This window comes from Microlunatus ginsengisoli, assembly GCF_039537205.1.
GTDB classification, from domain to species: Bacteria; Actinomycetota; Actinomycetes; order Propionibacteriales; family Propionibacteriaceae; genus Microlunatus; species Microlunatus ginsengisoli.
Genome location: NZ_BAABAB010000022.1, coordinates 1 through 25,377, shown reverse-complemented (window position 1 = coordinate 25,377; position 25,377 = coordinate 1). Strand labels below are relative to the sequence as shown.

The 25,377-nt window shown below is 69.3% G+C and carries 25 protein-coding genes; 10 read left to right on the top strand and 15 right to left on the bottom strand.

The window, feature by feature from the left end; translation table 11 throughout:
* Positions 1 to 250: 250 nt before the first annotated feature.
* Positions 251 to 739 (bottom strand): hypothetical protein, encoded by a 489-nt coding sequence (locus ABD747_RS15090; RefSeq protein ID WP_344805973.1) that lies wholly within the window; start codon positions 737 to 739, stop codon positions 251 to 253.
* 208 nt (positions 740 to 947) lie between these two features.
* Between ABD747_RS15090 and ABD747_RS15085 the strand changes: the two genes are divergently transcribed.
* Positions 948 to 1,253, top strand: a complete 306-nt coding sequence (locus tag ABD747_RS15085; protein ID WP_344805970.1) for a hypothetical protein — start codon at positions 948 to 950, stop codon at positions 1,251 to 1,253.
* A gap of 173 nt (positions 1,254 to 1,426) precedes the next feature.
* Here the strand turns inward: ABD747_RS15085 and ABD747_RS15080 are convergent, their stop codons facing one another.
* Positions 1,427 to 2,785 carry a GH1 family beta-glucosidase gene (locus tag ABD747_RS15080; protein WP_344805968.1) on the bottom strand — a complete coding sequence of 453 codons (1,359 nt, stop codon included), beginning with the start codon at positions 2,783 to 2,785 and terminating at the stop codon, positions 1,427 to 1,429.
* A gap of 402 nt (positions 2,786 to 3,187) precedes the next feature.
* Here ABD747_RS15080 and ABD747_RS15075 point away from each other — a divergent pair, with 402 nt between their 5' ends.
* The 3 genes from ABD747_RS15075 (at position 3,188) to ABD747_RS15065 (ending at position 5,867) form a co-directional block, all read left to right on the top strand.
* Positions 3,188 to 3,394, top strand: a complete 207-nt coding sequence (locus tag ABD747_RS15075; protein WP_344805966.1) for a hypothetical protein — start codon at positions 3,188 to 3,190, stop codon at positions 3,392 to 3,394.
* Positions 3,395 to 3,432: 38 nt separating this feature from the next.
* Positions 3,433 to 4,629 (top strand): signal recognition particle-docking protein FtsY, encoded by a 1,197-nt coding sequence (ftsY, locus tag ABD747_RS15070; RefSeq protein ID WP_344805964.1) that lies wholly within the window; start codon positions 3,433 to 3,435, stop codon positions 4,627 to 4,629.
* A 242-nt stretch (positions 4,630 to 4,871) separates the two neighbouring features.
* Complete coding sequence (locus tag ABD747_RS15065; RefSeq protein ID WP_344805962.1) at positions 4,872 to 5,867, top strand: aldo/keto reductase; 996 nt, start codon at positions 4,872 to 4,874, stop codon at positions 5,865 to 5,867.
* Between the two features lie 173 nt (positions 5,868 to 6,040).
* Here ABD747_RS15065 and ABD747_RS15060 read toward each other — a convergent pair whose 3' ends face one another.
* From ABD747_RS15060 to ABD747_RS15015, 10 genes are all read right to left on the bottom strand, one after another.
* Positions 6,041 to 7,096: a LacI family DNA-binding transcriptional regulator gene (locus ABD747_RS15060; protein WP_344805960.1), complete on the bottom strand. Its 1,056-nt coding sequence runs from the start codon at positions 7,094 to 7,096 to the stop codon at positions 6,041 to 6,043.
* A 303-nt stretch (positions 7,097 to 7,399) separates the two neighbouring features.
* Positions 7,400 to 8,206: an ABC transporter ATP-binding protein gene (locus ABD747_RS15055; protein WP_344805958.1), complete on the bottom strand. Its 807-nt coding sequence runs from the start codon at positions 8,204 to 8,206 to the stop codon at positions 7,400 to 7,402.
* On the bottom strand, positions 8,203 to 9,075 hold the full coding sequence (locus tag ABD747_RS15050) for an ABC transporter ATP-binding protein (protein WP_344805956.1): 873 nt from the start codon (positions 9,073 to 9,075) through the stop codon (positions 8,203 to 8,205). The genes ABD747_RS15055 and ABD747_RS15050 overlap by 4 nt, the downstream gene beginning before the upstream one ends.
* A gap of 1 nt (position 9,076) precedes the next feature.
* A complete protein-coding gene (locus tag ABD747_RS15045) occupies positions 9,077 to 10,048 on the bottom strand; it encodes an ABC transporter permease (protein ID WP_344805954.1) in 972 nt (323 codons plus the stop codon).
* Positions 10,048 to 11,058, bottom strand: a complete 1,011-nt coding sequence (locus tag ABD747_RS15040) for an ABC transporter permease (RefSeq protein ID WP_344805952.1) — start codon at positions 11,056 to 11,058, stop codon at positions 10,048 to 10,050. Before ABD747_RS15040 ends, ABD747_RS15045 begins: the two co-directional genes overlap by 1 nt.
* Before the next feature lie 130 nt (positions 11,059 to 11,188).
* A complete protein-coding gene (locus tag ABD747_RS15035; RefSeq protein WP_344805950.1) occupies positions 11,189 to 13,030 on the bottom strand; it encodes an ABC transporter substrate-binding protein in 1,842 nt (613 codons plus the stop codon).
* A 613-nt stretch (positions 13,031 to 13,643) separates the two neighbouring features.
* Complete coding sequence (locus ABD747_RS15030; RefSeq protein ID WP_344805948.1) at positions 13,644 to 14,174, bottom strand: Dps family protein; 531 nt, start codon at positions 14,172 to 14,174, stop codon at positions 13,644 to 13,646.
* A gap of 110 nt (positions 14,175 to 14,284) precedes the next feature.
* Entirely contained in the window at positions 14,285 to 14,776 is a 492-nt protein-coding gene (locus ABD747_RS15025) for a MarR family winged helix-turn-helix transcriptional regulator (RefSeq protein ID WP_344805946.1), read from the bottom strand.
* Positions 14,777 to 14,840: 64 nt separating this feature from the next.
* Complete coding sequence (locus ABD747_RS15020; RefSeq protein ID WP_344805944.1) at positions 14,841 to 15,401, bottom strand: type 1 glutamine amidotransferase domain-containing protein; 561 nt, start codon at positions 15,399 to 15,401, stop codon at positions 14,841 to 14,843.
* A gap of 69 nt (positions 15,402 to 15,470) precedes the next feature.
* Positions 15,471 to 16,490: an aldo/keto reductase gene (locus tag ABD747_RS15015; RefSeq protein ID WP_344805942.1), complete on the bottom strand. Its 1,020-nt coding sequence runs from the start codon at positions 16,488 to 16,490 to the stop codon at positions 15,471 to 15,473.
* 155 nt (positions 16,491 to 16,645) lie between these two features.
* On the opposite strand from ABD747_RS15015, the gene ABD747_RS15010 reads away from it, so the two are divergent.
* The 3 genes from ABD747_RS15010 (at position 16,646) to ABD747_RS15000 (ending at position 19,789) form a co-directional block, all read left to right on the top strand.
* Positions 16,646 to 17,545 (top strand): helix-turn-helix transcriptional regulator, encoded by a 900-nt coding sequence (locus ABD747_RS15010; RefSeq protein WP_344805940.1) that lies wholly within the window; start codon positions 16,646 to 16,648, stop codon positions 17,543 to 17,545.
* 122 nt (positions 17,546 to 17,667) lie between these two features.
* Positions 17,668 to 18,555: an aldo/keto reductase gene (locus ABD747_RS15005; RefSeq protein WP_344805937.1), complete on the top strand. Its 888-nt coding sequence runs from the start codon at positions 17,668 to 17,670 to the stop codon at positions 18,553 to 18,555.
* A gap of 61 nt (positions 18,556 to 18,616) precedes the next feature.
* A complete protein-coding gene (locus ABD747_RS15000) occupies positions 18,617 to 19,789 on the top strand; it encodes an MFS transporter (protein ID WP_344805935.1) in 1,173 nt (390 codons plus the stop codon).
* A gap of 3 nt (positions 19,790 to 19,792) precedes the next feature.
* Here ABD747_RS15000 and ABD747_RS14995 read toward each other — a convergent pair whose 3' ends face one another.
* The 3 genes from ABD747_RS14995 to ABD747_RS14985 are packed head-to-tail and all read right to left on the bottom strand — an operon-like array spanning position 19,793 to position 22,268.
* Entirely contained in the window at positions 19,793 to 21,040 is a 1,248-nt protein-coding gene (locus ABD747_RS14995) for an MFS transporter (protein WP_344805933.1), read from the bottom strand.
* Positions 21,037 to 21,675: a TetR/AcrR family transcriptional regulator gene (locus ABD747_RS14990; RefSeq protein WP_344805931.1), complete on the bottom strand. Its 639-nt coding sequence runs from the start codon at positions 21,673 to 21,675 to the stop codon at positions 21,037 to 21,039. Before ABD747_RS14990 ends, ABD747_RS14995 begins: the two co-directional genes overlap by 4 nt.
* Positions 21,672 to 22,268, bottom strand: a complete 597-nt coding sequence (locus ABD747_RS14985; protein WP_344805929.1) for a sugar O-acetyltransferase — start codon at positions 22,266 to 22,268, stop codon at positions 21,672 to 21,674. The genes ABD747_RS14990 and ABD747_RS14985 overlap by 4 nt, the downstream gene beginning before the upstream one ends.
* Positions 22,269 to 22,405: 137 nt before the next feature.
* Here ABD747_RS14985 and ABD747_RS14980 point away from each other — a divergent pair, with 137 nt between their 5' ends.
* The 3 genes from ABD747_RS14980 to ABD747_RS14970 all read left to right on the top strand — a co-directional run bounded on the left by ABD747_RS14980 (position 22,406) and on the right by ABD747_RS14970 (position 25,263).
* Positions 22,406 to 23,659: an MFS transporter gene (locus ABD747_RS14980; RefSeq protein ID WP_344805927.1), complete on the top strand. Its 1,254-nt coding sequence runs from the start codon at positions 22,406 to 22,408 to the stop codon at positions 23,657 to 23,659.
* Between the two features lie 43 nt (positions 23,660 to 23,702).
* The gene (locus tag ABD747_RS14975) at positions 23,703 to 25,037 is read left to right on the top strand and encodes an MFS transporter (protein ID WP_344805925.1); all 1,335 of its coding nucleotides are present in this window, start codon (positions 23,703 to 23,705) and stop codon (positions 25,035 to 25,037) included.
* Positions 25,038 to 25,122: 85 nt separating this feature from the next.
* The gene (locus tag ABD747_RS14970; RefSeq protein WP_344805923.1) at positions 25,123 to 25,263 is read left to right on the top strand and encodes a Rho termination factor N-terminal domain-containing protein; all 141 of its coding nucleotides are present in this window, start codon (positions 25,123 to 25,125) and stop codon (positions 25,261 to 25,263) included.
* Positions 25,264 to 25,377 lie beyond the last annotated feature (114 nt).

Below are 25,377 nucleotides of genomic sequence, written 5' to 3'. Positions count from 1 at the left end.
AAAGACTCGGACCGGCTGGAGTGGTGGCAGCGGAGGAAAGACCCGAGTCGGGTCGCGCCGGCGTGAGCCTCGTGGCTGGTTTCGCGACGCTCACGGCTCCTCTTCGCGCGCCGAACCGCGACTTCGCGCACCGTCGCCGGTGCGCGAAGTTGCGCCAAGATGAGCGAAGTGGAAGTGGAAGGGCGAAACCGGCCCCGAGGGGCGTTCGTCGGGAACTGCGGTTGTCCACAGCTCGGAGGCACCGGGAGCGTTATCCCCAGATCGGGCAGAGGGGCGGCACGCCAGGGCCTGATCTCCGCATTGTGTAGGTATGGAGGAGATCCAGTCCACGAGTCAGCTGAACCTTCTCGGCTTCGAACGCTGGGACATCGAGCGTCTGCTGCAGGCCGAGCAGCTCGAGCGAGTTCGCCGCGGCGCCTACGCGGTCCCGTTGCCCGCCGAGGCCGCCAAGGAGGACCGACATCGGCGGCTGATTGCCGCTACCATCCCGCAACTCGACCCGGCCGTGGTGCTCAGCCACAGCTCCGCCGCCGTCCTGCACGACCTCCCCGTATGGCGACCCGGACTTCAGCAGGTCCATGTCACTCGGTCTCGATCGACGGGAGGGCAGCGGCGGCGGCTCGTCCACCTCCACGTCGCGCCGTTGACCGCCGGCGACACCGAGCTGATCGACGGCTTCGCGGTCACTACTGCCGCGCGTACGGTGCTCGACCTGGCGCGTTCCCTGCCGTTCCGCCATGCCGTCGCAGTCGCCGACCGCGCGCTCGCGGCCGGTTTGTCACCCGACCTTCTCGACATGGGTCTGGCGTCGATGGTCCGCTGGCCCGGAGTCCGGCGGGCGCGTCGAACGTGCGGCTTTGCCGACCACCGGAGCGAGAGCGTCGGCGAGTCGGAGCCGCGTCGACTTCGCTCAGGTCGGACTGCCGACCCCCACCCCGCAGTACGAGGTGCGCGACGAGTTCGGCCGGTTGCTCGCGCGTTGCGATCTCGGCTGGGAGGAGCACGGCACGGTGGGTGAGTTCGATGGCAAGGTGAAGTACGGCCGCTTGCTTCGCCCAGGCCAGCGGGTCGAGGAGGTGGTATACGCCGAAAAGTTGCGCGAGGACGCGCTGCGCGATCACGGCTGGCAGGTCGTCCGGTGGACCTGGGACGATCTCCGATATCCAGCGCTCGTCAGGGATCGAATCCTGCGTGCATTCGCCCGCGCGGATCGCTGCGGCCTCCCCGACGGAATCGGCGGCCGTGCGTCCTGAGGCCGGCGATCAAGTCAAGCCCGACGAGTCCGCTCCGCTCACCTCGCGCGTTGAGCTCGGGAGCCGGTAACCACTTCGCGCGTTGAACTGCGACGTCGCTCGCCGGCGCCGGTGAGCGAGGTCGCGTTTGGATGAGCGAGGTCGAGCCGGGGAGGGGAGCGGCGGTCCGGGGCTCAGGAGGCGAGGAACTCCTTGAACCACAGCCCGCTGTTCTTCACGATCCGCTGCTGGGTGTCGTAGTCGACGTAGACGATGCCGAAGCGGCGGCTGAAGCCGAACGCCCACTCGAAGTTGTCCAGCAGCGACCAGGCGAAATACCCCTTCAGCGCCATCCCGCGCTCGATCGCCAGCCGGCACGCGTCCACGTGCAGCTCGTAGTAGAGCCGTCGCTCCGAGTCGTCGACCGTCCCGTCCGGCCCGACCACGTCCTCGTACGCTGCGCCGTTCTCGGTGATGTAGACCGGCAGGCCGGGTGCCCGCTGGTGCACCATCTCGACCACGTCGACCAGCCCGTCCGGGTGCACCTCCCAGCCCATCGCCGTCGTCGGCGCGCCGGTGTCGACCAGCTGCAGGTTCTCGCTGCCCGGTGCGGCGCTCACCACGCCGGGCGTGCCGAAGACTCCGTCCGCCGGTGCGGCGAAGGTCTGCCGGCTGTAGTAGTTGATCCCCATGAAGTCGATCGGCGCCGAGATCACCGGGAGGTCGGCGCTGTGCTCAGCGAACCAGTCCTGCAGCCCGAGGTCGGCGATCGCGTCCTCGGGGTAGCGGCCGAGCAGGACCGGGTCGAGGAACAGCCGGTTGCCCTGGGCGTCGGCCCGCCGGGCGGCCTCGCGATCGGCGGCGGAGTCGGTCGCCGCCCGGATGGAGTACAGGTTCACCGTGATGCCGACCGTCGCCTCGGCGTCCGCCGCGCGCAGCGCCTGCACCGCCTCGCCGTGCCCCAGCAGCAGATGGTGCGCGGCCTTCGCCGCCTCCACCCCCAGCGACTTGCCCGGCGCGTGCACACCGGCGGCATAGCCCAGGAAGGCTGAGCACCACGGCTCGTTGAGGGTGATCCAGTGGCTGACGACATCACCCAGCGCGCTCGCCGTCGTCGCCGCATAGTCGGCGAATCGTCCGGCCGTGTCGCGGCTCAGCCAGCCGCCGGCGTCCTCGAGCGGTTGCGGCAAATCCCAGTGATACAGCGTCGCCCACGGTGTCACGCCGTGCTCGAGGCAGGTTTCCGCGATCCGGCGGTAGAAGTCCAGGCCCGGCTGGTTCACCGCGCCGGCCCCGTCCGGCAGCACCCGCGGCCAGCCGATCGAGAACCGGTACGCCGTCAGGCCGAGGTCGGCCAGGATCGCGATGTCCTCGGCGAAGCGGTGGTAGTGGTCGCACGCCACGTCGCCGGTGGTCCCGTCGAGGATCGCGCCCGCGGTGTGGGCGAAGGTGTCCCAGATGCTGGGGTGGCGGCCGTCCTCGGCCACCGCGCCCTCGATCTGATACGAGGCGGTGGCTGCTCCCCAGACGAAATCCGGTGGGAACGACGTCATGTGATGGACTCCTCGACGAGCGGACACGGACCGGCAACCCGGCGCGTCCAGTTCTATCAGTGCCGACCGACAACCCCGATCCAGACGGCGCCTCACCGATCCGGCAAGGGAAAATGGTCACGAACGGCAATCCCGGGTGCCCGAAGCGTCGTGCCGGACCTGCCCGGTGCGAGGCGGCGGGGGAGCCTTCCCGACCGCAGAGGTTGATGGCGAGCCGGCCGATCGTGACCAAATCGACGCCCGTCCGGACCGTCCAGCTGCCGGTCGCGCGGAGCCGGCACGCATAACCTGAAGGAGCCGGCTCGACCTGCGGTGGCAGGCCGCGGCCGCACGACGGGTCGGCGCCTTCCCCGCTCGGTACCACACGCAGTCACGGACTGCACCGCACGAAAGGCCTCACCTGTGACGGTCATCCTGATCACCATGATCGCCGTTCTCGTCGTCGCCGGCGTCGTCGCCGGGCTCGTCCTGGTCGGGATGGAAGGACGCGGCGGCGACCGCGCCCCGAAACTGACGCAGCAGATGACCCGCGCGGCGAAGCACCTGAACGGCGAGGCGAAGCCGCCGAAGAAGTTCGTCCGGATGGTCGAGTCCAGCCTCACTCGCTGACCCACGTACGTCCGCCCCGGCACCATTAAGATGTGCCGGTGAATCCCACGACCATCTGGCTCGTCGTGGGCGGCCTGATCCTGGCTGCCTTCGTCATCACCGGCCTCGTCGCCGTCCGGCAGCGCCGCATCCTCGCCGGGCGCCGGACCGGGCAGTTGGAGGAGGGGCCCACCCCGCCGGTCCCGACCGAGCCCGCCCAGGACGCGGGTGACGACGCCGGGGTCTCTGTCGATGTCGCCGAGCCGGCGGTCTCCGCCGAGCCCGAGATCGTCGAGGCGGAGCTGCTCGAGCCGGACCGGCGGCCCGAGGCACCGGAGCCGCCGCAGTCGCGGATGGCCCGGCTCCGCCGCCGGCTGGCCGGCTCCACCGGCGCGCTCAGCCGCGGGCTGCTGATGCTGATCTCCCGCGACAAGATCGACGAGGAGACGTGGGACGACTTCGAGGCGGTGCTGATCCAGTCCGACCTCGGCGTCGACCCGACCACCGAGCTGGTGGAGGCGCTCCGCAGCCGGATCCGCGTGGACGCGATCGCCGATCCCGCCGCGGCCAGGGCGATCCTGCGCCAGGAGCTGCTGAAACTGGTCGATCCGACCATGGACCGCTCGCTCGACGACACCCGGACCGACAAACCGGCGGTGATCATGGTGGTCGGGGTGAACGGGACCGGCAAGACGACCACGGTCGGCAAGCTGGCCCGGGTGCTGGTCGCCGAAGACAAGGACGTCCTGCTCGGGGCGGCGGACACCTTCCGGGCGGCCGCGGCAGACCAGCTGGAGACCTGGGGCTCCCGGGTGGGCGTGCCCACCGTCCGCGGCTCCGAGGGTGCGGATCCGGCGAGCGTGGCGTACGAGGCGGTGCGGGCCGGCATCGAGCAGGAGGTCGACGTGGTGCTGGTCGACACCGCGGGCCGGCTGCACACCAAGACCGGGCTGATGGACGAGCTCGGCAAGGTGAAGCGGGTGATGGAGCGGCAGGCCCCGGTCGGGGAGGTGCTGCTGGTACTCGACGCCACCACCGGCCAGAACGGCCTGGTCCAGGCCCGGATCTTCGCCGATGTCGTCCAGATCACCGGGATCGTGCTGACGAAGCTGGACGGTTCGGCCCGCGGCGGCATCGTGGTGCAGGTCCAGCGCGAGCTCGGCGTCCCGGTCAAGCTGGTCGGTCTCGGCGAGGGCGTGGACGATCTCGCCCCGTTCGACCCCGAGGTCTTCGTCGACGCCCTGCTCACGCCCTGACCGCCCGATTTCGCGCCCATCGCCGCTGTCGTACCCCTCACCCCTGTCAACCCCAGCCTGCGGCGTGCGGCGCGGCCCGCGTCCTCGCGAAAGTGTGCAGAACTCGCAGGTCCGGTCGGCGTGTCGCTGCAAGACGCGCACACTTTCCGGGGCTGGGGCCGGGGCCGGGGCTGGGGCTGGGGCTGGGGCTGGGGCTGGCGGGTGGGCGAGGCCGTTCCGGGGCGGCATCTAGGGTTTCTCCCATGGAGGAACGCGTACTCGGCCGGACGGAACGCCCGGTCTCGGTGATCGGTCTCGGCACCTGGCAGCTCGGCGCCGACTGGGGCGCGGTGGACGATCGACAGGCGCTGGCGGTGCTGGAGACCGCCGCGGAGGCAGGGGTCACGTTCTTCGACACCGCCGACGTGTACGGCGACGGGCGCAGCGAGCAGCTGATCGGCCGGTTCCTGGCGGACAACCCCGACCTGGTGATCACGGTCGCCACGAAGATGGGGCGCCGGATGGAGCAGCTGCCCGACAATTACGTGCTGGAGAACTTCCGCGCCTGGACCGACCGGTCCCGCCGCAACCTCGCCGTCGATCAGCTCGATCTCGTCCAGTTGCACTGCCCGCCGACGGCGGTCTTCTCCAGCGATGCCGTGTACGACGCCCTGGACACCCTCGTGTCCGACGGCGCGATCGCGAACTACGGGGTCAGCGTCGAGACCTGCGACCAGGCGCTGACGGCCATCTCGCGGCGCGGCACCGCGACCGTCCAGATCATCCTCAACGTGTTCCGCACCAAGCCGCTGGAGTACGTCCTCCCCGCGGCGGAGCGAGCAGGCGTGGGGATCATCGCCCGGGTGCCGCTGGCCAGCGGGCTGCTCAGCGGCCGCTACACCCGCGAGACCACCTTCGCGCCGAACGACCACCGGACGTACAACCGGCACGGCGAGGCCTTCGACGCCGGCGAGACCTTCGCCGGCGTCGACTACGAGACCGGGCTCGCGGCCGCGGCGGAGTTCACCGAGCTGGTCGAGGAGGAGTACGGCGCGGAGGTCACGCCGGCCCAGGTCGCGCTGGCCTGGATCGTCTCGCAGCCAGGTGTCAGCACCGTCATCCCGGGCGCGCGCTCGCCCCGTCAGGTCCGCTCCAACGCCGCCGCTGGCTCCCTGCCGGCGCTGAGCCCGGGCCTGCAGAGCGCTCTCGCCGACCTCTACGACCGCCGCCTCCGCGCCTCAGTCCACTCCCGCTGGTAGAGCGGGCCCTTCGACAGGCTCAGGCCACGTGGATGACCAGCACCGACGCTGCGCGTCGGCGAGTGCAGGAGGGTTTCGCGATGGACGCTTTATCGTTCCATCACGAAACGTGACGAACGAGTCGACCAGAGGCGCAGTGGAGCGCGGGAGCGAGGCTTGCCGAGCGGAGCAAACTAACTGGGTGGAGCCGTGCTCGCTCGCGGGGTGATCCGTGGGGTGACGTCCTCGTGCGAGGCCGGCGGCGCCCCGGCGAGCACCTCGAGCAGGCGGCGGGTCAGGTGTGCCCCGTAGCCGAGCACGTCGTGGCTCATCGCCGACAGAGGCGGGAACGTCGTCTGGCACAGGTTGGAGTCGTCCCAGGCGAGCAGGCTGACGTCCTCGGGCACCCGGAAGTTCAACTCGCGGGCCACCGCCAGGCCGGTGACGGCGCCGAGATCGTCGTCGTAGAGGATCGCGGTCGGTCGAGGCGTCGAGAGCAGGATCTCGCGGGTGGCGCGCCGCCCGGACTCCACCGAGTAGTCGGTGTGCCAGGTGCGGATCCGCAGCCCCAGTTCCGCCGCCGTCTCCTCGGTAGCTCGCTGCCGGATCTTGACGTGCACGATGTCGGCCGGCCCGCTCACTCGGGCGATGTCGCGATGGCCGAGAGCGGCCAGATAGCGGACCGCCTCCTGGGCGGCGGCGCCGTCGTTGGTCCAGACGCAGGTCAGACCGTCGGCGACCTCGGGCGGTCCGGCGACCACGGCCGGAAGGCCGAGCGTGCGGACCGCCTCGATCCGCGGGTCGTCGGCGCGAAGGTCGACCAGGATCACGCCGTCCACCAGCCGGCCGCGGGACCACTTCCGATAGACGTCGAGCTCGGCATCGAGGCCCGCGACGACCTGCATCATCATGCCGTAGCCCGCTTCGGCCAGCACGGTCGCGACCCCGCCGATGAACTCCATGAACCACGGAGCGACGCCGAGCGACTTCGCCGTGCCCTGCGGCAGCACCAGCCCGACGGTGTCGGTCTGCGCGCCGGCCAGCCGGCGGGCCGCGTTGTCGGGCACCCAGCCGAGCTCCTCGGCCACCGTCAAGACCCGGAGCCGGGTCGCCTCGGAGACCCCCGGCCGCCCGTTCAGTGCGTACGAGACCGAGCCGATCGACACACCGGCGCGGGCGGCGATGTCCTTGATCGTCAGACGCTGCGGCGGTACGGCGCGATCGTCGGGCCGCGGGGCTGGGCTCTTCACCGCCTCACCCAGCGCTTCGGTCGCGCGACATGGGTCGATGGTAGGGAAACGAGTTCATCGGCGTCAATTAAGCGCTTCAGTTGGGAGTGACCATGGTGAGAATGCCTCCAGCTTCGAGAGACGTAGGTGGTTTTTCGACCGCGCTCGCGCCGAGGATGCGGGCCGCGCGCCCGGCTGGTGATCCGGCGCGCCGCCCGACTGAGCAGGCGATCCTCACAGCGAGCGGAAAGGAGCGGGGCCGAAAGTGAAGCGCTTAAGGCTCGGTGTCGGAAGTCCTTTCGCGGGCAGCGAGGCGGCGCCGGCTCAGCTCAGCTCGACGTCGTGCAGCTTGGGTACGTCGGCCAGCAACTTCTGGGTGTACTCGTGCTGCGGGTGGAAGATCACCTCGTCGGTCCGGCCCTGCTCGACCATCACGCCGTGCTCCATCACCAGCACCTGGTCGGCGAGATAGCAGGCCTGCCCGATGTCGTGGGTGATGAAGAGCACGGTCATGCCGAGCGTCTCGCGCAGATCCTTGAGCACGTTCAGCACATTGACCCTGAGGGAGGCGTCCAGCATCGAGGTGGCCTCGTCGGCCACCAGCATGGTCGGTTGCATCATCAGCGCCCGGGCGATCATCACCCGCTGGCGCTGGCCGCCGGACATCTGGTGGGGGTAGCGGTCCAGCGCGGTGAGGTCCATCCCGACGTGGCCGAGCGCCTCCTCCATCCGCTGCTTCCCGACCTGGCTGCCGACCAGCTTCATCGACCGGTTGAGCAGATCCTTGACGGTGAAGAACTGGTTGAACGCGGAGAACGGGTCCTGGAAGACGGCCTGGACGTCGCGGTAGTACGCCGCCCGCGCGCTGCCCTTGGCGTTGGTGACGTCCTTGCCCTGGAAGGTGAACGTCCCGGACGTGATCGGCAGCAGGCCGAGCACCATCCGCGCGATCGTGGACTTGCCCGACCCACTCTCGCCGACGATCGTGGTGATGCTGCCCTTCGGCAGGGTGAACGAGACGTCCTTGACGGCCTCGACCTTGTGCCGGCCGGAGCCGAAGGTCTTGCTGACGTGCTCGGCGGTGAAGATCGCGTCGTTGTCCAGGGCGTCGTTCGTGGTGTCCTGGCTCATGAGTGGATCACCGCCGGCGCCTCGAACTCGGAACGGTCGAAGTCACGCATGCCCTCGATCCTGATGTTGGAGTACTTGGGTTCCGGGACGAGCACCGAGGACATCAGTGCCCGGGTGTACGGGTGATGCGGGTCGTTCACGATGACGTCGGTCGGGCCCTTCTCGACCACCCGTCCCTGATACATCACCGCGATATGGGTGGCCACCGTGCTGAGCACGGGCAGGTCGTGGGTGATGAAGATGACGCCGGCCATGATGCGCCGGTCGAGCATGTCCTTCAGCATCTCGATCAGCACCTTCTGGGAGCTGACGTCGAGGGCCGAGGTCGGTTCGTCGGCCACCAGCAGCCGCGGGTTCAGCAGCGTGCTGATGATCGTCACCGTGCGCTGCTTCATGCCGCCGGACAACTGGTGCGGGTACGCGTCCAGCACTCGGGGCGGCAGGCCCAGCATCGTGATCCGGTCCCGCGCCCGCTCCATCGCCTCGTCCTTGCTGATCTTGCGATCGTGCGATCGCATCACGTCGTAGACGAGCTGGCGGACCCGCTTGGTCGGGCTGATGGAGTTCATCGCGCCCTGCGGGAGCATGGAGACGACCGCGCCGCGCCAGGAGCGGGGAATCTTGTCGTACTCGCCCAGCTGTTGGACCTTGCCGTCGATCTCGAGCGTGCCGTGCTCGACGTGCAGTGGCGGCCGCGCGATCAGCGAGATGATCGAGCCGAGGGTGGTCTTGCCGCTGCCGGACTCGCCGGCCAGGCCCAGCACCTCACCCTCGTTGATCTTGATGGTGACGTCGTTGACGGCGACCACGTCCTTGGCGCCGGTGTAGTAGACGCCGCGGATGTTCTCGGCGTTGACGAGGTTGGCCATGTCAGCGGTGCTCCTCGTGGGCAGACACAGGGGTTTCGAGCAGTCCGGCCGCGCCGACCACCTCCGGCTCGCCCAGATCGATCGGCTGATCGACCTCGACGCCGGTCTTGCCCTCGGTCTCGGCCTTCTTGCGGGCCGCCCGACCCCGGCGGAGCCGCGGGTTGAAGACCTCGTTGAGGCTGGACTGGAGCAGCAGCAGGCCGAAGACGATCAGCGTCAGCATGATCGTCGGCGGGAAGAAGGCCCACCACGCGCCGGTCCGGATCGAGCCCCACTGGATGGCCCAGTAGAGCATCGTGCCGAGGCTGGTCGCATTCGACGGGCCCAGGCCGAGCATGCTCAGCGTCGACTCGAACAAGATGGCGCCGGAGATCTGCAGGATGGCCGCCATCACGACGTACGACAGCAGGTAGGGGAGGATGTCGCGCAGCAGGATCGACCAGAAGCCGGCACCGGACAGCTTGGCGACGTCGATGTGCTCACGGGTGCGGACGCTGGTGGTCTGCGCCCGGACGGCCCGGGCCAGCCAGAACCAGGCGGTGAAGCCGATCACCAGCGCGAGAGTGTAGAGGTTCCGCTTGGGCAGCGAGGTCGACACCAGGATGACGACAACGATGACCGGGATCGCGAGACCGACGTTGACGATCGCGCTCAGAATGTCGTCCAGCAGGCCGCCGCTGTAGCCGGCCACGAGTCCGACGACCAGACCGATCACGGTGCCGATCACGCCGGCGATGAACCCGACGATCAGCGAGGTCCGGGTGCCGTAGGCGAGGTTGACGATGACACTCTGGCCCTGATTGTCGGTGCCCAGGATCAGGTCACCGAAGCCGTGGGGCGCGTCGTACAGGCCGCCGATGGTGTCGGTGGGCTTGGCTCCCACCAGGAACGGCCCGAAGATGCCGAACAGCAGGACGAAGCCGACGATGCCGACGGCTACCCAGAACCGGGGGCTCATGCTACGCAGACTCATCAGCGCTCTCCTGACTGTGAAGCCCGAATCCGAGGATCGATGAAGCCGGTCAGAACGTCGACCGCGAAGTTCGTGATCACGACCGCCAGCGTGATCAGCAGGGTGATGCCCTGGATCACGGGGTAGTCGCTCGAACCGATGGCGGTGAACAGCAAGGTGCCGAGGCCGGGGTAGGAGAACACCAGCTCGGTGATCAGCGAGCCGGCGATGATGCCCGCGATGGCCAGCGCCAGTCCGGTGATCTGCGGCAGCATCGCGTTGCGGAAGATGTAGTTGACGGTGTAGCCCTCTTTGACCCCGAGACCACGGTTGTAGTTCACGTAGTCCGAGCCCAGCTCGTAGATGGCCATCGACCGCATGCCCACGGCCTGGCCACCGATGAACACCAGCACGACGGACCAGAAGGGTAACCACCAATACGTGATCGCATCGCCGAAGAACGTGGCATTCAAGCCGGGGCTCATGCCGAACGAGTACGCGCCGCCGATCGGCAGGATGCCGATCTTCACCGCGATCAGGAACAACAAGATGATGCCCAGCGCGAACGGCGGGACGCTGGAGAAGAACAGCGAGCCGACGAAGGCGCCGCGGTCCACCCAGCCGCCTCGGAACGCGGCCACGGCGCCGAGGACGTTGCCGACCACCCAGCCGATCAGCACCGCGGGGACCATCAACGCGAGGCTCCAGGGCAGCGCCTGGGCGATCAGCGAGTTCACCGAAGCCGGATACTGCCCGAACGACGTGCCGAGATTGCCGTGCAGGATGTGGTTGACATAGATGAGGAACTGCTGCCAGACGGGCTTGTCGAGGCCGAATTCGGCCATGTAATGGGCGTGGACCTGTTCGAGCGCCTCGCCGGAGGCGCCGCCGCCCCGGGCCAGCTGGCCGACGAGCACGTCCACCGGGTTTCCCGGTATCAGCCGGGGCAAGTAGAAGTTGAGCAGCAGAGCCACGAAGAAGACCACGATGGTCCACACGAGCTTGCGACCGAGATAACGTGCCAAACCCATGGGTGGTCCTCACGCTCCTTTGCGTCGTGCCGTCAGGAAGAGAGTAATGCTGCGCCGTCGGGCCGGCACCTGCCCCGTCGCAACACGACGAGGCAGGCGCACGACCGACGTACCGGAGGAACCGCAGCGGTCAGCTGCCGACCTTCTTGATCTTGAAGATCCAGGAGATGCCGGCGCCCTGCCACATCGGCGGAGCGTACGGGTTCTCCTTGGTCGGGAAGTTCGTCCAGTTGCTGGCGTTGAACTCGTAGAACTCCAGCGGGCGATACATCAACGGCACGACCGGGATGTTCTCCCGATAGATCTGGTCGAGCACCGCGTACGCCGCCTTCGCGTCGTCGTCGTTCGTCGCGGCCGCGGCCTTGTCGAGCTGCTCGGCGACCTTGGCGTTGGAGAACCGGTTGTAGTTCCAGAAGGCCGTCTTGCCGACCGCCGGGACGCCCCGGTCGTCCATCGCGTCGCGGAAGCGGATCCACGGGCTGGCCGGGTTGACACCGGTGTAGGAGTACATCGCCAGGTCGAAGTTGCCGTTCTGCAGGTTGCTGAACATCTGCGCGAACTGCGGGAACTCGGTGGTGATGCCGATACCGACGTCCTGGGCGGACTTGGCCACGATCTGGCAAGCGGTGTTCCAGTCGGTCCAGCCGGTCGGGGTGACGAGCTTCCAGCCGCCGAGCTTGGTGCCGTCGGGCAGCACGTAGATGCCGTCGGAGCCCTTCTTGGCCTTGAGGTCGTCCTCCAGGATGGAGATGGCCTTGTCCTTGTCGTACGTCCAGCCATCCGCCTTCACGGCATCGGCGTCGTAGTACTTCTCCTCGTAGCCGGTCGGCACGATCAGGCTGGCGTTGGCCGGCTCGGAGTAGTCCGACATGGCCGTGGTGGCGATGTTCGGGTAGTTGATGGCGTACGCGATCGCCTGCCGGACCTTGACGTTGTCCAGGCCCTTCGTGTTCAGGTTGAAGATCAGCAGCGGCAGGTTGCCGGGCAGATGGTACGGCTTCTCCTTCATCCAGGTCGAGACCGGCTTGCCCGCCTCCCACATCTTCCAGATCTGGGCGGTGAACTGCTGGCTGGCGTCGATCTCGCCGCTCTCCAGCTTCACGTCACCGTCGTTGTTGCTCTTGAAGATCGGGTGGTTGATGGTGGCCGGCGCCGCCGTGCCGAAGACGCTCTTGCCCCAGTAGTCGTCGTACCGGGTCAGGTTGACCTGGGTCTGGTCGTACTTGTCCAGCTTGTACGGCCCGGAGCCGATCGGCTGCAGGTTGGTCTCGGCGGGGATCTTGTCCGGCGAGATCTTGCTGAAGACCGCCTTGGGCACGATCAGCACGGTAGCGATGTAGTTCTTGACCATGTTCGGGTTGTACGGGCTGGTCTTGAGCTTGAAGGTGACCGTCTTCGGATCGGTCGCGGTGACCGAGTCGATGTACTGCCAGACGGTGGAGAAGTTCACGCTCGCGGTCTTGCCGAGCTCGAAGGTGAAGACCACGTCGTCGGCGGTCAGGTCCGAGCCGTCCTGCCACTTGGTGCCGTCCTGCAGCGGAACGGTCAGCGTGGTCTTGTCGGTGGACTCCACCGACTTGCCGAGGCCGGGCTGGAGCGACCCGTCGAGCAGGTTGAAGCGCAGCAGGCTCTCGTAGATGAACTGGCTCTGACCACCGGCCGTCGGCCAGTCGGGAGACGCCGCGAGCGGGTTGAAGCTCTTCGGCGGGTTCCACTGGAAGCCGGCGACGAAGAGAGTCTCGCCCGAGGCCCCGGCGCGACCGCTGGAGCTGGCATTGCCCGAGCTGCTGCCCGTCTGCGCGGTGCCACAACCCGCGGCACTGACGCCGATGACGGTCCCGCCGACGGCGAGGCCGGTCAACGTGAGGAACCGGCGACGGCTGGGGTTCCAGGACCGCCAGCCGGCGCCCCCATCCGCCATCCCTCGGTCGGCCATCTCCGGCGATGGCCCCTGGTCGTGCGTGTCGTTCATACTTCCCTTTCCTCGAGAGCTGGTCGACGAGCGGCGCCCGTCGTGGCCTGAGTCACTGTCTTCGTGGTGCGCCCGCCGCTCGCCCCTGGCCCGCGGCATCGGCCCGAACTTCCGTGTCAGGCGGCTCGGCGGAGAGGAGCTGGAACGGGGCCGATCGGCCCGTCGATCGTCACGTGGTCGACCGGTGGGTCGACGTGGATCGGGATCCGCGCGTCAGCGGAGTCGGCGTCGTGTTCGTGACGATCAGTCCCACCTCGATCGAGCGGGCCGTCGAACAGACACCCGCCGGAACGGTTGTCTTGATCATCGAGCCCCCTCGCTCTCAGCAAGTCGCAGCACTGACCTAAGCACTTAACCGCTTCAGAGTCAACGCGACTCGGAAAATCCGTAGCCAGATCGTTGCGTACGTGTTACCCGGCTCGAGCAGCACGAGAATCCCGCCGGCTGCGTCGAAATTCGGGTCGAATGTTAGTACTTAACCGATTCACGGATCTGGCTCCCGCGTGCGAACACAGATACGCTACGACGGACAACGAGCCCGGAACCTGAGAGGTTCCGGGCTCGACTGCTCAGTTGCTGGTGGGACCGATGGGGCGGCCCGTCCGAACGAAGGTCACTCGTGGATCGGGCGGGGGATGCTCCGGTTGGCGATCCGGTTCTCCGCATCGATCATCCAGGCCAGTTGCTCGAGCCGTTCGAGGATCGCGTGCAGGATGTCCGCGGTCGTGGGGTCCTCCGCGTCGACGTCGTCATGGATGCGACGGGCGGTGGCCGCGGTCGCGTACAACGCCGCCGTGATCAGGTCCACCGTCTCGGCGGTGTCGACCTCGTCCGGCGGAAACGGCGCGAGGCTCGTCCCGGCTGCCACGGTCGCCGCACGCCCGTCGGGTGTGACGTACACGGCGCGCATCCGCTCCGCCACCGTGTCGGAGAACTCGCGGGCAGCGTCGACGACCTCGTCCAGCTGCAGGTGCAGGTCGCGGAAGTTCTTCCCCACCACGTTCCAGTGGGCCTGCTTTCCCTGCAGGTGCAGGTCGATCAGGTCGACGTGCAGTTGCTGCAGATGATCGGCGAGCTGCCGGGATGCCTGGAACGGGGGATGGGCCGCATGCTCGGTGGCGGGCTCCTGCAGAGTGTCGCTCATGGTGACTCCTTCGTGTGTGGTCTGTGCTGTTCCACGGACCAGACAATCAGCTTTTCTGGAATGATTCCAGTAAAGCAAGGCTCACCTGGGCGGCTCGACCGGGCTGCCGATCAGCTGGCGGAGACGGGTCTCCACGAGGGGTCGATCGCGGTCAGGATGCGCCACATCGACCGGCCGATCAGCGGCACGTCGTCGGCGTCGAGGGAGTCGAAAACCATCCGGCGGACGAGATCGACATGGCCGGGCGCGGTCTCGACGATCTTGCCGTACCCCTCGTCGGTGAGCACGGCGATCGTCGCGCGACCGTCGGTCGGGGACGTCTCACGCCGGATCCAGCCGCGCTTCTCGAGCCTGGTCACGGTGTGCGACAAGCGGGAGAGCGAGCCGTTGGACAGGCGGGCGAGGGTCTTGAGCTGGAGGGTCCGTTCGGGCGATTCCGACAGCATGGCCAGCACGAGGTAATCGAACGTCGTGAGGCCGGCGTCGCGCTGGAGTTGAGAATCCAGCAGCGTCGGCAGCAGGAGGGTGACCCCGAGTAGACCCAGCCAGGCCTCGCGCTCGTCGGCGTCGAGCCAACGAGGTTCGGTGGTCTGCTGGTTCATCCCCGCAGTGTAGCGCAAAGCTTGACTGTTCAAGTGATTTGCTAGCACCGCCGTTTCTCGCAGTTCAGCGAGCGGCGGCCGCGCTGGACAAGCCGTGGTCGACCGCCTCCAGCAGAGCGTTGTTGAACGCCGGGATGTCGTCGGGCTTGCGGCTGGTGATCAGGTTGCCGTCGACGACGACCGTCTCGTCCACCCAGTCGGCGCCGGCGTTGCGGATGTCTGTCTGCACGCTGGGCCACGAGGTCACCCGCCGGCCGCGGAGGACGTCCGCCTCGACCAGGGTCCACGGCGCATGACAGATCGCCGCCACCGGCTTGCCCGACTCCACGAACCGGCGGACGAACGCGACCGCGTCGCCGTCGAGCCTCAGCGCATCGGGGTTGGCGACGCCGCCGGGCAGCACGAGAGCGTCGAAGTCGTCCACCCGCGCATCGCCGACGACCGTGTCCACCGGACGGGTGTCCGCCTTGTCGAGGTGCTCGAACAACTGCACCGTGCCCGAGTCCGGACTGAGCAGGACCGGCTCGTGACCGGCCTGCTCGACCGCCGCCCACGGCTCGACGAGCTCCGCCCGCTCGATGCCCTCGGCGGCGACCAGGAATGCGATCCTCTTCGTGTCGACCATGAGCCCAACCTAGGCGTTTACGGCGTAAACACAAGGCCCGCGGTCACACCGATCATCCGAGCCGGTTGCTCATGGCCTCGGCAGCGGCGCCTCGAGGTTCGTCATCCGGTCGTTCTCCTCCGGATAGCGGGCGCCGACGATCTCGATCTCGTCAGCGGCGGCCCGGATCTCCGCGAGCTGCGCGTCGGACAGCCGGACCCCGGCGGCCCCGACGTTCTCGTCCACCCGCTGGATCCGCTTGGTTCCCGGGATCGGCACGATCCAGGGCTGCTGACGCAGCAACCAGACCAGCGCCAGCTGCGCGGGCGTGGCCCCGACCTCGCGAGAGACCCGGGTGAGTACATCCACGAGGGCCAGGTTCGCCTGCAGCGCCTCGCCCTGGAACCGCGGCGTCCGGGCCCGCATGTCGGTGGACCCGAACGTGGTGCGGGCATCGATGGTGCCGGTCAGGAAGCCCTTGCCCAGTGGGCTGTAGGGCACCATTCCGATTCCGAGCTCGGCGAGCACCGGGATCACGTCCCGCTCCCGGTCTCGCCACCACATCGAGTACTCGCTCTGCACGGCCGCCACCGGCTGCACCGCGTGGGCGCGGCGAATCGTCCCAGCCGCGGCCTCCGACAGGCCGAAATGCAGCACCTTGCCGTCCTCGATCAGCTCGGCGACGGTCCCGGCGACGTCCTCGATCGGCACCGTGGTGTCGACCCGGTGCTGGTAGTACAGGTCGATCCGATCGGTCCGCAGCCGGCGCAGGGAGTTGTCAACGGCGCGCCGGATGCTGTCCGGCCGGCTGCACACGCCGCCACCCTCGACCCCGTTCTCGGCGAAGGCGAAGCCGAACTTGGTAGCGATCTCGACTCGATCGCGGACCGGCTCCAGCGCCTCACCCACGATCTCCTCGTTGCTGAACGGGCCGTACACCTCGGCGGTGTCGAAGAAGGTCACGCCCTGGTCCACCGCGTGCCGGATCAGGGCTACCGCGTCCTCGCGGGCGGTGTCTGCGCTGTTGCCGTACGCGCCGGTCAGGCTCATGCAGCCCAGACCGATCTCCGACACAGTCAGTCCGTTGCTGCCCAGAACTCGCCGCTCCACCACAGATTCCTTCCCAGCTCATCGGTTCGGGTTCGGGACGGCGCCATCGGACGTCCGGCCACCCCGCTCGATCGATCATGCCCCGAAACCGGGACGGCGAACCGCGCACTGTCAGGGCCTGTTTCGTGGCCACTCGGCCGTCTAGCGTCGGGGGTGTGGATCATCGCAAGGACGTCCGGGACTTCCTGGTCAGCCGGCGGGCCCGGCTCAGCCCGGAGCAGGCCGGGCTGCCCAGCTACGGTGGTCAGCGCCGCGTGCCCGGTCTGCGCCGGGAGGAGGTGGCACTGCTCGCCGGGATGAGCGTCGACTACTACAGCCGGATTGAGCGCGGCAGCCTCCGCGGTGCCTCGGACTCCGTGCTCGAGGCACTCGCCCGAGCCCTCCAGCTCGACGAGGCCGAGCGGGAGCACCTGATCGACCTGGCCCGGCACCCGGCGGCACCACCTCGGCTCCGCCGTCGTCCGTCGACGCCGACGCTCAGGCCGGAGGTCCGCTCGATCCTGAGCGGGATGACGACGGTGCCCGCCTATGTCCGCACCGCGCGAATGGACATCCTCGCCGCCAACGAACTAGCCCGAGCTCTGTTCGGCGGTGTCTTGGACCCCGATCGGCTGCCGCTGAACCTGGCCCGCTATCTGTTCCTGGACCCGCACTCCCGCGGGTTCTTCGTGGAGTGGGACAAGGTCGCCGACGATCTGGTCGGCGCACTGCGGGTGCACGCCGGCCGCGATCCCCGGGACACGTCGCTGAGCGACCTGGTCGGGGAGCTCTCCACCCGCAGCGACGAGTTCGTCGCCCGGTGGGCTCGGCAGCACGTGCGGCTGCATCGCACCGCGCGCAAGCGGCTGCACAGCGCGGTGGTGGGCGAGATCGAACTGACCGGCACCGCGTTGGAACTGGCCGGGGACGGCTTGACCGTGATCGCCTACACCGCGGACGTCGGCTCGCCGGCGGAGGATCAGTTGCGCCTCCTCGCTGCCTGGAGCGTCACCCAGCACCCGACCGAGCGATCCGCCGACCGGATCGAGACACAGCGAAGCGGTGTCCCCGACTGACGCCGTACGACCGACCGTGCGGTCCGCACTCGCGTGACCGCCGAGCGGGCCGATCACCGCCCGCCGACACACCGGGCGTGCCGAGCACCAGGCGCGCTGATCACCGACGAAGGAGACCGACCGTGGCCGACCTGCCCGTGCTCACCCTCAACAACGACGTGACCCTGCCGGCGCTCGGTCTCGGAGTGTTCCAGACCCCTCCCGACGAGACCCGCGACGCCGTCACCGCGGCGCTGGACGCCGGCTATCGTCACATCGACACGGCCGCGTCCTACGGCAACGAGCGCCAGGTCGGCGAGGCGCTCGCCGGATCGGGCCTGGAGCGGGACGAGGTGTTCCTGGAGACCAAGATCTGGATCAGCGACTACGGCTATGCGCCCGCCCTGCACGCATTCGACAAGAGCGCTCGGAAGCTCGGCGTCGACCGGATCGACCTGCTGATCTTGCACCAGCCGCTGCCGTCGGACTTCACCTCCACCCTGGAGGCCTATCGTGGCCTGGAGACCCTGCTCGCCGACGGAAAGGTGCGGGCGATCGGCGTCAGCAACTTCATGGTGCCCCACCTGACCGCTCTGCTCGACCACGTCTCGGTGGTCCCGGCGGTGAACCAGATCGAGCTGCACCCCTACTTTCAGCAGCGTGACCTGCAGCTGCTGCACGCCGAACGCGGCATCCTGACGCAGGCATGGTCGCCGATCGGTGGCATCACGTTCTATCGCGACGGCATCCACTCCAGCACCCTGCAGGATCCGACGATCGGCGCGATCGCCGCCGCCCACGGCAAGACACCGGCCCAGGTGATGCTGCGCTGGGGGCTGCAGCAGGGTCGCTCGGTGATCCCGAAGTCGACGAAGCCGGCCCGGATCGCGGAGAATCTCGACGTGGTCGACTTCGACCTGACGGCCGCCGAGCTCGCCACCGTCGACGCGCTGGACACCGGGCGGCGAGGCGGCCCGGAGCCGGAACTGATCACGCTGGAGAACTTCGGTCGTGCGATTCCCGAGGAGTGAGCGAGTCGACCGGCCAGGTCATCCGTCCGGCCGGACGGCGACGCCGGGCTCGCGTCTGCTGGTGCCGTCGTCGGCGCTGCTGTGGGGACTCCAGCTGGCCTTCCTCAGTCCGGCGCTGGCGCTGATCCTGACCAACCTGTACGGAGCCAGCACGGCCGAGGTCGGTTTGGTGCTTGCGCTCTACAACGTAAGCGGTTTCGCTGCCTCGCTGCTGCTGCCCGGGTACGCCGACCGCCGGCACAGCTACCTGACCGTGATGACGGTGTGCGCCGTGCTGACGCTGCTGCTCGCCGGTGCGCTGGCGCTCGCGACCACGCTGCCCGCGGCGACCGTCGCACTGGTGGTGCTCGGCGGCCCCGCCGGCGTCGGTAGCTCGCTGCTGTTCGCCCACCTGCGCCACTCCGGCGCACGGACGGCCGACATCGTCAACACCCGGGCGATCGTGTCGGTCGCCTGGGTCGCCGGGCCGCCGCTGGCGACCTTGATCATCGGCTGGTTCGGCGATCGAGCCGTCCTGCTGGCCATTGCGGCCGTTGCGGTGCTCAACATCGCGACCACCGCGGCCATGATCGCGCAACGCAGTGCGGCGACTCGTGCCGCCGCCGCTGCGACAGCCGCCGGCGGCGAGCCGTCCACTGCCACGCCGCCGGTGGAGGAGTCGCCGGTGGAGGAGTCGCCGGTCGGGCGGACCGGCGTGGTCCTGATCATGGCGGCCTTCGTTCTGCTCCAGGCCACCAATGCGACCGCGATGACGATCATGACGGTCTACGTCACCGAGACCCTGCGGCTGCCCGTCGTCTGGGCCGGGGCCGCGCTCGGCGTCGCCGCTGCGCTCGAAGTGCCGGCCCTGCTGCTGATCGGACGCCTCAGCGACCGGTCCTCGCCGCTGGCGCTGATCGCGACCGGCTGTCTGGCCGGGATCGCGTACTACCTCGGGCTGGCCCTGGTCACCGGTCCGATCCTGCTGATCGGGCTGCAGCTGCTGAACGCGTGGTGCTTCGCCGGCATCGCCGGCGTCGGCCTGCCGCTGTTCCAGCAGATGATCCCGCGGCCCGGACTGTCCACCGGCCTCTACACCAACACCCGCCGGATCGGCGCCATCGTCTCCGGTCCGATCATCGCGATCGGTTCCCTTACCGCACTGGGGCAGCGCGGCATCTTCGTCGCCAGCGCGGCGCTCACCCTGGTCGCGCTCGGCATCATCGGGATCGCGGCCCGGCGTCCCCGGGCCTGAGCATCACGCCTGCTCGGCCGGCCGCCCGTCCGCCTCTCCGGCGGGTGCGCTGACACCTGGCAGTGGCCGGATCGACCCGGTGATCAAGGCGGCTACGCCGAGCAGGACGGCCACGGCGAGCACGGCTCGGAGCACGGTGTAGTGATCGCCGAGGAATCCGATCATCGGGGGACCGCAGAGGAAGGCCCAGTAGCCGATCGAGGCGATCACGCTCACCCGCGGGGCGGCGAACGCCGGGTCGTCGGCGCCGGCGCTCATCCCGACCGGGAAGCCGAGGGCCAGTCCGGCGCCCCAGAGCAGGACGCCGACGAAGGCGACCGCCAGGTTCGGCCCGAACACGAACAGCACGACGCCGGCCAGGCAGATCACCGTGAGCGTTCGGATCACCGGCACCCGGCCGTACCGGTCCAGCAGCGCGGGGCCGAACCAGCGACTGAGCGTCATCGCGGTCAGGAACGCGGCGAAGCCCAGGGTGCCGACCGCCGCGCTGGTGCCGTAGCCGTCGATGAAGGCGAGGCTGATCCAGTCGTTGCCGGTGCCCTCGGCGAACGCGAAGGCCAGCACGAACAGACCGATCAGCAGGGTCCGTGGCTCGCGCCAGGCCCGCAGTGCGGCGAACCGGGAGCGTGGCTCCTGGTCGGGCTGGGGCTCGGGCGCTTCGTCCGGCAGGAACCCGCGCACCGCGAGCGGCACCCCGACGCCGATCACCACCGCGACGACGAACAGATGGACCGTGACACTCACGTGCAGCGCGACCATCCCGGCCCCGATCAGCGCTCCGGCCACCGTGCCGACGCTGAAGCCGGCGTGGAACCTCGGCATGATCGCCTTGCCGAGGTGCCGCTCGGCCAGCGCGCCCTGGACGTTCATCGCGACGTCCCAGGCGCCGATTCCCAGACCGACGAAGAACAGCCCGATCACCACCGGCACCAGCCCCCACTGGTAGCCGATCGCCACCACGGCCAGTCCCGACATGGCCAGCAGCGCCGTCCCGCGGACGGTCGCCCGGGAACCGAAGCGACCGATGATCATGCCGGCCGACGGCATCGCGATGACCGAGCCGGCCGCGACGGAGAGCAGGACGAAACCGAGCTGGGACGGCGCGAGCTCGAGCCGGTCGCGCACCTGCGGGATCCGGGAGGCCCAGCTGGCGAAGGCGAATCCCGAGGCGATGAAGACAGCGTACGTCGCGAGGACGGCGGAGCGCACCCGGCGCTCCGCCGCGAGGTCGGGCGTGGTGGCGCTGGTCACTGGGTGTCTCCTGGCTCGGTCGGTGTCATCCGGACGTCGGTTGCGGGCACCCGCCAGTCGGACGGGTCGGCGGCGGTGACGACTCGCGCGATGGCGTCGTCGACGATCCGGTCGTCCTGGGGTCCGATGTCGAGTGCGCGATGGATGGTGAGGCCCTCGATCAGGGCGTCCAGGATCCGGGCGGTGACCGGATCGAAGTGCTGCTCGAGCACGCGCCGGCTGCGGCCCATCCAGGCGTTGGTGATGTCGCGGAACGACGGGTCGCGGGCCGCCGCGGTGTAGAGCTCGTGGGTGAGCACCATGTCGCGCTGGTCGCTGAAGATGTCGCCGATGATCGACTGAGCGAGGGCGGCCTTTGCCGCCGGCTCGTCGTCGGCGCCGGCCATCCGCCGCTCGAACTGGTCGCTGACGGTGTGGGCGAAGCGGTCGAAGGCCTCGTGCAGCAGTTCGTGCATGCCGGAGAAGTGGTAGGTCATCGAGCCGAGCGGCACGTCCGCCGCCTCGGCGACCCGCCGGTGCGAGGTGCCGACCACGCCGACCTCGGCGATCACGTCCAGACAGGCGTCGATGATCCGGTCGCGCCGGTGGGGGTCGTAGCGACGGATCACGCTTGCCGGAGTGCGCGTCGTGGTCACGGCTGCGACGCCTCGATCCGGCGGACCACCCGCGCCGGGCTGCCGACCGCGACGACGTCGGCCGGGATGTCGCGGGTGACGACCGCACCGGCGCCGATCACGCTGTTCTCGCCGATGGTCACTCCGGGGCAGACGATCACGCCGCCGCCGAGCCAGACGTTGTCGCCGATGGTGATCGGCAGCGCCGCCTCCAGCTTGTCCCGTCGCGGCTGCGGGTCGATCGGATGGGTCGGGGTGAGCAGCTGGACGTTCGGCCCCAGCTGGCAGTCCTCGCCGATGGTGATCACGGCGACGTCCAGCGCGGTCAGGTTGTAGTTGACGAACGTCCGTGCCCCGATGTGCAGATGGTCCCCGTAGTCGACGAACAGCGGCGGCTTGACGTAGGCACCCTCGCCGATGCTGCCGAGCAGCTCCGCCAGCAGCGGCAGGGCGGTGACCGGGTCGTCGACGGAGGCCCGGTGGTAGGCGTCGGCCAGCTGGAGCGCCCGTTGCGCGCGGCGTCCGTTCTCCGGGTCGTCGGCGATGTAGAGATCGCCGGCGAGCATCCGTTCCCGGTTCGTCCGGGGGTCACCGGCGAAGTAGTGCACAGCCATACGTACGAGCGTACGCATGATGTACGAGCGTACGCAACGGGCTTGACCCTTGTTGACTTACTCGTTAAAGTTCCGTCTGCTCGATGCGTACGGCCGTACGCACTCGGCCGACGGACGACAGAGGGGGCGGGACGCCGGTGAGCTCGGTCGCGACCCCGCCCGCGGTGCGGACCTCGGCCACCCGGCTCGTCCTCGGCCATCGCCTCTATCGCGGCGCGACCGTCGCGATGTTCCTGTCCGGCTTGGGATTCTCCGCGGCGGCACCGCAGATCGCCCGCTTCCTGGTGACCGATCTCGGCGCCTCCCTGCCGATGGCCGGGCTGTACTACCTGACCAATCTGACCGCGCCCGTCGCCGGCTACCTGATCGGATCGCGCTCCGACCGCACCGGACGCCGGCTGGGGCTCTTCCGCTGGTGCGCCGTCGCCGGCTTCCTCGGCTGGGCCGGTATCGCGTTCTCCACCCAGCTCTGGATGCCGTTCGTGATCAGTGCGCTGGTGCTCGGCTTCGCCGGCGCGGCCGGCTCGCAGCTGTTCGCCGCCCTGCGCGACGAGCTGGACAGCCGGCCCGCCGCCGCCAACGAGGGCGTCGTCGCGATCGTGCGGATGGCTCTCACCGCCGGCTGGGTCGTCGGCCCGGTGCTCGGCGCCTGGTTCGCCGCGCAGTTCGGGCTACGCGCGTTGCTGCTGGCGACCGCCGTCTGCACGCTGGCCCAGATCCTGCCGATGGGCGCCCTGCGGAGCGCGCCGCCGGTCTCGTTCAGCGCACCGTCGGCCGACCGGTCCGCGGCCGGCGCGATCGCGACGGTGCCGGGTCGCCGGCCCGCGCTGCGGGTGATGCTCCCGCTGCTCGCGTTCACCGGTCTGTACGTCCTGGTCTATGCTGGCGAGTCGATCAAGTACGCCTACCTGCCGATCTACATGAACGAGCAGCTGCGTCTGGCGCCGGCCGTCAGCGGCGCGGTGATCGGCATCCAGCCACTGGTCGAGCTGATCTTGATGCCGTTCAGCGTGATCGTCGGCCGGCGGATCGGTTATCTGCCGCTGATGGCGATCGGGGCCGGCTTCGGCGTGGCGGCGAATCTCTGCTTCGCGCTGACCGGATCCGCGGCGGGGATGTTCGCCGGCCAGATCCTGATGGGCGGGGTGTGGGGCGTGTTCGCCGCCCTCGGCATCATCGTCGCCCAGCGGTTGCTGCCCAGCGCGGTCGCGACGGCCTCGGCGATCTTCATGAGCTCGACCGCGGTCAGCTCCGCATTGGGCGGTCTCACCGGCGGCGTCGGGGTCGCACTGCTCGGCCTGCCGCAGGTGTTCTGGATCCCGGCACTGTTCGCGCTGCTCGCCGTCGTCGGGCTCGTGATCATGTCCCGGAAGACGACCGTCGACAGCTGAGCACCGTCACGTCCACCCATCGATCACGAGGAAGATCATCATCATGCCAAGCGTTGCGCTCGGCACCGGAGCCGGTGCGTACGTCCGGCTGCTCCGGCACGGACCGGCGCTGCGACCGTTCCTGGCCGCGAACCTGGCGCGGCTGCCGATCTCGGTCGGTCCGCTGGGCATGCTGCTGCTGGTCGAGCAGAGCCGGGGCAGCTACGGTCTGGCCGGGCTGGTCACCGGCGCCTACGCGATCGGTGTCGCCGTCGGTTCGCCGCTGTGGGGCCGCGCGATGGACCGGGTCGGCCAGCGCCGCGTGCTGGTCCCGACGTCGTTGGTCTGTGCGGCGCTGATCGTCGTGCTCGCCCTGTGCACCCGCGGCGGGGTCCCCGGCCCGGGACTGGTCGCGCTCGCCGCGGTCGCCGGGCTGACCTACCCGCCGACCAACCCGGCTCTCCGGGCCGCGTGGCGGGTGATCTTCCCCGACCCGGCCGACCGCCGGGTGGCCTTCGCGCTGGACGCGACCTCGGTCGAGCTGCTGTTCGTCGGCGGGCCGCTGCTGCTCTCGGCACTGCTGGTGCTGACCCCGCCCGTCGTCCCGCTGCTGGTCACGGCCGGCTGTATGGCCGTCGGCGGGCTGCTCTTCTGCGCGACGGCGGCGAGCGCCGCTCTGTCCGGCGGCAGGATTCAGCGGCCGCCGGCCGCTCCCACGGGCCGGAACGGGCAGGCGCGGACCGCGCTGACCGTGCCCGGGGTCGCGTCGATCCTGCTGGTCATGGTCGCGTTGTCGATCGGCTTCGGTCAGCTCGACGCCTCGATGGCCGCAACGGCGGCCGAACTGCTGGGCGGCCCGCAACGGCTCGGCGTCTTGTTCACCGCGATCGCGGGCGGCAGTGCGCTCGGCGGCCTGATCTACGGCAGCCGGACCTGGCCGTTCCGGGAGCAGCAGGCGGTGCCGGTGCTGCTCGGTGCGTTCGCGGTCTTCCTCGCGCTGATCTCGGTGCTGCTCCGGCTGCAGCTGACGACGCTATGGGTCCTGCTGCCGGTGCTCTTCCTGACCGGACTGACCGTCGCTCCGACCCTGGTCATGCAGCAGGCGCTGCTCGACCAGGTGACGCCGCTGCACCGGCTGAACGAGGCGCAGGCGTTCCTGGGCTCGGCGAACACCACCGGCGCCGCGATCGGGACCGCGATCGCCGGCTTCCTGATCGACCTGTCCGGTGTGGTTGCCTCGTTCGGTGGGGCCGCGACGTTCGCCGCCTGCGCCGCGGTGGTCGCGCTGTCGAGCCGGCGCCGGCTGCCCGGGCCGGTCGTGCCGAGCGTTCCCGCCCCTCCCGTCCAGGTCGCCTCCACCTCGGCCGAGCCGGTGGCCTGTCCGGCTGAGTGCGGGTAGCCGATTGGCTGCTGCCGCGCCGGGTATCCCGCAAGCGCAAGCAGGATCGGCCTGTACGAGCGGAGGAGCCAGCAATGCCTGGTCCGTGGCCGCCAAGGGTGGCTCGGCGGGGTCGTACGACGACTGGACGGTGTCCGACCTGCGCAAGCGGGCGCGCGAACTCGGTCTGTCTGGCTATTCCGGCACGAAGAAGTCCGAGCTGATCTCCATGCTCCGTGATCACTGACCTCGGCGGGTGAGTCACCGTCCACCGATCGGGGGACATCGGGTTCAACCCCTCCGTCGGCCATCGGGCCGACTGTGCGCAGGCGTGATCGGCCGCAGAGTTGATCACGTCGGA

Bases quoted from the DNA above. Each gene is read 5' to 3' on its own strand.
- ABD747_RS15090 (WP_344805973.1), bottom strand. From the start codon at position 739: ATGGCGGAACGGCAGGGAACGCGCCAGGTCGAGCACCGTACGCGCGGC.
- ABD747_RS15080 (WP_344805968.1), bottom strand. From the start codon at position 2,785: ATGACGTCGTTCCCACCGGATTTCGTCTGGGGAGCAGCCACCGCCTCG.
- ABD747_RS15065 (WP_344805962.1), top strand. From the start codon at position 4,872: ATGGAGGAACGCGTACTCGGCCGGACGGAACGCCCGGTCTCGGTGATC.
- ABD747_RS15055 (WP_344805958.1), bottom strand. From the start codon at position 8,206: ATGAGCCAGGACACCACGAACGACGCCCTGGACAACGACGCGATCTTC.
- ABD747_RS15050 (WP_344805956.1), bottom strand. From the start codon at position 9,075: ATGGCCAACCTCGTCAACGCCGAGAACATCCGCGGCGTCTACTACACC.
- ABD747_RS15045 (WP_344805954.1), bottom strand. From the start codon at position 10,048: ATGAGTCTGCGTAGCATGAGCCCCCGGTTCTGGGTAGCCGTCGGCATC.
- ABD747_RS15040 (WP_344805952.1), bottom strand. From the start codon at position 11,058: ATGGGTTTGGCACGTTATCTCGGTCGCAAGCTCGTGTGGACCATCGTG.
- ABD747_RS15035 (WP_344805950.1), bottom strand. From the start codon at position 13,030: ATGAACGACACGCACGACCAGGGGCCATCGCCGGAGATGGCCGACCGA.
- ABD747_RS15030 (WP_344805948.1), bottom strand. From the start codon at position 14,174: ATGAGCGACACTCTGCAGGAGCCCGCCACCGAGCATGCGGCCCATCCC.
- ABD747_RS15025 (WP_344805946.1), bottom strand. From the start codon at position 14,776: ATGAACCAGCAGACCACCGAACCTCGTTGGCTCGACGCCGACGAGCGC.
- ABD747_RS15020 (WP_344805944.1), bottom strand. From the start codon at position 15,401: ATGGTCGACACGAAGAGGATCGCATTCCTGGTCGCCGCCGAGGGCATC.
- ABD747_RS14985 (WP_344805929.1), bottom strand. From the start codon at position 22,268: ATGGCTGTGCACTACTTCGCCGGTGACCCCCGGACGAACCGGGAACGG.
- ABD747_RS14975 (WP_344805925.1), top strand. From the start codon at position 23,703: ATGCCAAGCGTTGCGCTCGGCACCGGAGCCGGTGCGTACGTCCGGCTG.